Origin of the sequence: Achromobacter sp. Marseille-Q0513, from assembly GCF_018195695.1 — a bacterium.
Lineage (GTDB): Bacteria > Pseudomonadota > Gammaproteobacteria > Burkholderiales > Burkholderiaceae_B > Achromobacter.
This window is the reverse complement of the sequence record NZ_JAGTJY010000281.1, coordinates 1-5,091: the sequence shown is the minus strand read 5'-3', so window position 1 is coordinate 5,091 and position 5,091 is coordinate 1. Positions and strand designations below refer to the sequence as shown.

General features: G+C 72.0%; 6 protein-coding genes and 1 pseudogene. 5 read left to right on the top strand and 2 right to left on the bottom strand.

Annotated features, from left to right (window positions below):
• Nucleotides 1-142 precede the first annotated feature (142 nt).
• Together KDH83_RS29380 and KDH83_RS29375 are read left to right on the top strand one after the other, a co-directional pair.
• Nucleotides 143-673, top strand: coding sequence for a MarR family transcriptional regulator (locus KDH83_RS29380; protein ID WP_249205440.1), 531 nt, complete (start codon nucleotides 143-145; stop codon nucleotides 671-673).
• On the top strand, nucleotides 670-1,536 hold the full coding sequence (locus KDH83_RS29375) for a DNA alkylation repair protein (protein WP_249205439.1): 867 nt from the start codon (nucleotides 670-672) through the stop codon (nucleotides 1,534-1,536). The genes KDH83_RS29380 and KDH83_RS29375 overlap by 4 nt, the downstream gene beginning before the upstream one ends.
• A 29-nt stretch (nucleotides 1,537-1,565) precedes the next feature.
• Here KDH83_RS29375 and gstA read toward each other — a convergent pair whose 3' ends face one another.
• Nucleotides 1,566-2,192, bottom strand: a complete 627-nt coding sequence (gene gstA / locus KDH83_RS29370) for a glutathione transferase GstA (RefSeq protein ID WP_212322294.1) — start codon at nucleotides 2,190-2,192, stop codon at nucleotides 1,566-1,568.
• A gap of 101 nt (nucleotides 2,193-2,293) precedes the next feature.
• On the opposite strand from gstA, the gene KDH83_RS29365 reads away from it, so the two are divergent.
• Both KDH83_RS29365 and KDH83_RS29360 read left to right on the top strand, forming a co-directional pair.
• Nucleotides 2,294-3,175, top strand: a complete 882-nt coding sequence (locus KDH83_RS29365) for a LysR family transcriptional regulator (protein WP_212322292.1) — start codon at nucleotides 2,294-2,296, stop codon at nucleotides 3,173-3,175.
• A gap of 80 nt (nucleotides 3,176-3,255) precedes the next feature.
• Nucleotides 3,256-3,681, top strand: coding sequence for a GNAT family N-acetyltransferase (locus tag KDH83_RS29360; protein WP_212322290.1), 426 nt, complete (start codon nucleotides 3,256-3,258; stop codon nucleotides 3,679-3,681).
• A gap of 24 nt (nucleotides 3,682-3,705) precedes the next feature.
• On the opposite strand, the gene KDH83_RS29355 is transcribed toward KDH83_RS29360, so the two are convergent.
• Nucleotides 3,706-4,611 carry a LysR family transcriptional regulator gene (locus tag KDH83_RS29355; RefSeq protein WP_212322288.1) on the bottom strand — a complete coding sequence of 302 codons (906 nt, stop codon included), beginning with the start codon at nucleotides 4,609-4,611 and terminating at the stop codon, nucleotides 3,706-3,708.
• Nucleotides 4,612-4,626: 15 nt separating this feature from the next.
• Between KDH83_RS29355 and KDH83_RS32735 the strand changes: the two are divergent.
• Nucleotides 4,627-5,091 (top strand): annotated as a pseudogene (locus KDH83_RS32735) (hypothetical protein); the annotation flags it as partial.

Sequence of the window (5,091 nt, the reverse complement as noted above, 5' to 3'; positions counted from 1 at the left end):
GGCGGATGCTGGGTTGATGAATATTCAGATCGGGGTTCGCGGCTGTCCGTCCGGTTATCCAGGCAATGCGCAATCCGGATTCTCTATAAATTGATTAGGCGCCATATGATATGCTGCCTTCTTTTTGATGCAGGATCAGGCCATGGCAGACCCGGAACGCATGCTGGAACCCAAGCACCGCGCCTTGCTGGATGAGTCGGCGCGGCGCGGCTTGCCTTCGGCGGATGGCGTGCGCCTGTGCTTCCAGTTGCTGGCGACCGCCGGCGCGATCGACCGCGATTGCGCCGCGCGGCTGGCGCCCCGGGGCCTGTCCGAAGGCAAGTTCGTGCTGCTGTTCCTGTTGCATGGCCAGGCCGGCGGCTTGTCGCCGCACGAACTTGCCGAGCGCGCCGGCGTTACGCGCGCCACCGTGACCGGCCTGCTCGACGGATTGGAGCGCGACGGCTTTCTGCGGCGCGAGGCCGATGTCATCGACCGGCGCAGGGTGCAGGTGGTGCTGAGCGCCAAGGGCAAGGCCGCGGGCGCACAGCTGTTCGCCGAACACACGCAATGGATAGGCGGATTGTTTGGCGGCCTGTCCGCGTCGGAACGCAAGCGGCTGGCCGAACTGCTGGCCAAGGTATGGCGCGCCACGGACAGTGGCCGCGCGGCGATGGAGGAATCGGAGCGATGAGCAGGACAGTATCCAAGGCGGCGACGGCTGGCGCGCGCGTGCCCGTGGCGCGCACGCGCAAGACCACGGCCGGCGCGGGCAAGGCCGCGCCACGCGGCAAGGCCTCCGCCGCCGGGCGCGGCGTGCAGGACATCAGCCCGGCGCGGCGGGCGCAGCTGGACGCTGGCGCGCCGGCCTCCAACCTGACCGAGTGCCTGGCGGTGGACTTTGCCGCGCTGATGGCGGCCGCCGTGCCGCAGGCCGGCGCCGACGCGGCAGAGGCCCTGCGCGCGGCGGCGGGGCAGGGCATCTCGCGCCGCATGGCGCTGGCCGGCGCCATGCTGCTGGAGCGCCTGGGACCGGCGGGCTTCGAGTCGCTGCGCGAGCATGCGTCCGACACGGTGCGCGGCTGGGCCTGCTTCATGGCGGGCGCGATGCCGGGCCTGGAACTGGAAGCGCGGCTGCGCCTGATCCGGCCGCTGGCCGACGACGCGCACTTCGGCGTCAGGGAATGGGTCTGGATGGCGCTGCGTCCCGGACTGGCGGCGGAACTGCGGCGCTCGGTGGCCTTGCTGACGCCGTGGACCAAGGAACCGTCGGAGCGCCTGCGCCGCTTCGCCAGCGAGTCGCTGCGTCCGCGCGGCGTGTGGTGCGCGCACATCGCCGAACTGAAGGCCGATCCGGATATCGGCCTGCCGCTGCTGACGCCATTGCGCGCCGATCCGTCCGTGTATGTGCAGGACTCGGTGGCCAACTGGCTGAACGACGCCAGCAAGGACCAGCCGGACTGGGTGCGCGGCGTATGCGCGCGCTGGCAGGCCGACGCGCCGGCCGAGGCCACGCTGCGGATCTGCAGGCGCGCGCTGCGCACGGTCGGCGCCTGAGGCGGGCGCCGCCGAGGCCAGGCTGGCGCTCAGGCCTCGGCTTGCAAGGCGGCTAGCGTGTGCGGCCGCTGGCCGATGCGCGCCATGTAGGCATGCAACGCCGGCCAGCGTTCCAGCGCGATGCCGAAGCGCGGCGCCCAGCGCAGTACGGTGTAGAGATAGGCGTCGGCCACGCTGTAGCCGGCGTCCAGCAGCCAGTCGTCGGCGTCCAGCGCGGCCGCCGTATAGTCCAGCCGCTTTTCCAGCCGCGCCTGCCACCAGGCGCGCGCCGATGCTTCCAGATCCGTGTTGAACAACGGTCCGAAGCCGCCGTGGATCTCGGCCGAGATGAAGGCCAGCCATTCGTGCAGGCGGTGACGCGCCCACGAGCCCGCCGGCGGCGCCAGCCCGGCTGCGGGCTTCAGGTCCGCCAGATACAGCAGGATGGCCGGGCCCTCGGTCAGCACCCGGCCGTCCGCCAGCTTGAGCGCGGCGACATAGCCCTTGGGATTGATGGCGAGAAAGTCCTCGCCTCGGTCGCTGCGCTTGGCGCGGTTGTCCACGCGCGACAGCGCATGGGGCAGGCCCAGCTCGCGCAGCACGATATGCGGCGCCAGCGAGCAGGCCTCGGGCGCATAGTACAGGGTAAGGGGAGCGGGGGAGACATCGGTGTTCATGCTGGGATCCGGCTTGGTGAAGGAGAGTCGCCAGCATGAACCCGTCCCGGACATGCGTAAAATTAACTTATCAGAAAGTAGATATAAGGCAAGCTAATGCCATGATGAACCTCATTCATTGGCGGCTGCTGCAGGCGGTGGCCGACGCCGGCAGCATCACTCACGCCGCCGCCCAGGTCGGCATGACCCAGTCGGGCGCCAGCCAGGCCATCGCCCAGCTGGAAGACAGCATGGGCGCGCCGCTGTTCCTGCGCGAACGCCGCCGCACGGTGCCGACCGCGCTGGGCCTGCAGGCGGTGGCCGAGGCCCGCCTGATGCTGGCTTCGCTGGACCGCCTGCGGGCGTTGGCGCGACAGGCGCGCGGCGAGGCCGGGGGCACGCTGCGCCTGGCCAGCCTGCCCATCGTGTTCTCCACCATCCTGCCGCCGCTGCTGCGGCGGTTCCGGCAGGCGCATCCGGGCATCGAGGTCGTACCGCTGGAGGCCAGCGACCACGAAATCGAAACGCTGTTGGCGGCCGGCACGGTGGACCTGGGCGTGGTGCTGAACGCGCCGCCGGACAGCGGCGTCTGCCCGCTGGGCGAGGATGACTGGGTGGCCGTGGTGCCCGCCGCGCATCCGCTGGCGCGCGGACCCGGCGGCGGCGTGGCGCTGGCCGACCTGGCGGCGCAGCCTTTCGTGCTGGCCACCGGCGGCTGCAGCGTCAACGCGGGCAGCGTGGCCGAGCAGGCCGGGCTGGCGCTGCGCGACGTGCGCGCCACGGTCACGGAATGGTCCAGCGCCTTCGCGCTGGTGCGCGAGGGCGTGGGCGTGACCCTGGCGCCCGAGCTGACCCTGCCCGAAAACCGGCGCGGTCTGCGGGTGCTGCCGCTGGCCGTGCCGGTGCGCCGCCGCTTCGGGCTGGCCGCGTCGCGGGCGGCGGCGGACACGCCGGCGGTGCGGGCATTGTTCGCCACATTGCAGGCGCATGACGGCTTGGCCTGAGTGGCGTCCGCGCCGCCCGCCGCCGGTCATGCGGCGGACATGCGGGCGTCATATCGTCTGCGCTTTTTGGAGAACGGGCCATGCGCATCCGGGACGCGGAAATCAAGGACGGCGCGGCGATCGCCGCATTGCTGGGCGAACTGGGCTATCCCGGCACGGAGGATTTTTCCGCCGACAAGATCGCGCGCATCGTCGCGCATCCGGACGCACGCCTGCTGGTCGCGCAAGCCGAGGACGGCGGCGTGCTGGGTTTCATCGGCCTGCATTTCATCGTGCAGCTGGCCTTGCCGGGCGACTTCTGCCGCATCACGTATTTCTGCGTGGGCGAGGCGGCGCGCGGCCTGGGCGTGGGCCGCGAGCTTGAAGAGACGGCCGCGCGGCTGGCGCGCGAGCGCGGATGCGACCGCATCGAGGTGCATTGCCACGAGCGCCGCGTCGACGCGCACCGCTTCTATTACCGCCAGGGGTACGAGGAGTCGCCGAAGTACCTGATGAAGCGCGCATGACGCCGCTCGTCGAGGCAACAGGGCTCAGGCCAGCGCCTGCAACGCTTCCCGGAACGTCCGCGCCGCCGGTCCCAGCGGCTGGTCGATGCGATGCGCCAGATAGGTTTCGACGGCGACCTGGCTGCCCCGGCCCAGGCTGCTGGTGGGCAGCCGCAGCAGGCGCCCCTCGGCCAGGTCGCGCTCGGCCTGCCACAGCGGCAACCGGCCCCAGCCCAGGCCGGCCAGGATCATGGCGTGCTTGGTGTCCTGGCCGCTGACGCGGCAGGTCTGCGGCGACAGCACGGCGAAATCGCGGCCCTGGCTCAACGGCGAGGCATCGGTCTGCACGATCTGCACATGGTCGGCCAGCTCGGCCGGTTCCAGCATCTGCCCGGCGGCCACGCGGCCGGCCAGCGCATGGCCGGCGCCGACCACCGCCACCATCTGCACCGAGGACAGCGCCTGCACCGCGATGCGCGGGTCGCGGAAATGCTCGCCGGCGATGATGCCCAGGGCGTGGCTGCGGTCCAGCAGGGCGGCGATCGGGCCGCCCAGCGGCAGCACCGTGACGCGCGGCGCCACCGACGGGTAGGCCGCGCGCATGCGGCACAGCGCGGCGCCCACGTGGGCGATGGGAAACAGCGTATCGACGACCAGCGGCAGTTCGAGTTCGACGCCTTCGCCCAGCCCCTGCGCGCGCGCCCGCATGGCGTCGACCCGCAGCAGGATGTCGCGGGCATTGGCCAGCAGCGCCTGGCCCTGTGGCGTCATGACGGGCCGCCGGCCTTGGCGGTCGAACAGCGATACGCCCAGTTCGGATTCCATGTTGGCGATGGCATGGCTGACGGCCGACTGCACCCGCGACAGCTGGCGGGCGGCGGCGCGGAAGCTGCCGGCGTCGGCCACGGCGGCGAACACGCGCAATTGATCCAGGGTGAGGGCGTCCAGCATGCTCGTCAGTGATCTATGGAATCGATCGGTTGCGTCAAAAGATTATCACTTAACAGGATCGCCACGGACGGGCATGCTGGCGGCTTCGATACGCGGACACAGAAGGCGGCGATGGATCAGAACGAGACCCGGATGGCCCGGGCGCGGGAGACGGAGCAGGGCATGGGGCGGACAGGCGACGGGCAGGGCGGGACGCCGGCGGGCACGCGCTGGGCGGCGGTGCTGGCCATCGTGGGCGCGGGCGTGGTGGCGGCGCTGCAAGTGGGCAAGGTCATCATCGCCGCGCCGCTATTGCGGCGGGGCATGGGGGTGGACCTGGCCGCCGGCGGGTCGCTGGCGGCGGGGTTCTCGGGGCTGGGGCGGGGCGGGCGCCTCCCGGCCCGCGGGGGGGTCGCGCGCCGCGGGGGCGGCCGCGAGGTGCGGGTGGGGGTGGGGGCCGCCGCGCCTGGGACCGCCCGGGGGCCGGCGGGCGCCGGGGTG

Excerpts from the sequence above, each read along its gene's own strand:
- KDH83_RS29380 (WP_249205440.1), top strand. The coding sequence starts at position 143 with ATGGCAGACCCGGAACGCATGCTGGAACCCAAGCACCGCGCCTTGCTG.
- KDH83_RS29375 (WP_249205439.1), top strand. The coding sequence starts at position 670 with ATGAGCAGGACAGTATCCAAGGCGGCGACGGCTGGCGCGCGCGTGCCC.
- gstA (WP_212322294.1), bottom strand. The coding sequence starts at position 2,192 with ATGAACACCGATGTCTCCCCCGCTCCCCTTACCCTGTACTATGCGCCC.
- KDH83_RS29365 (WP_212322292.1), top strand. The coding sequence starts at position 2,294 with ATGATGAACCTCATTCATTGGCGGCTGCTGCAGGCGGTGGCCGACGCC.
- KDH83_RS29360 (WP_212322290.1), top strand. The coding sequence starts at position 3,256 with ATGCGCATCCGGGACGCGGAAATCAAGGACGGCGCGGCGATCGCCGCA.
- KDH83_RS29355 (WP_212322288.1), bottom strand. The coding sequence starts at position 4,611 with ATGCTGGACGCCCTCACCCTGGATCAATTGCGCGTGTTCGCCGCCGTG.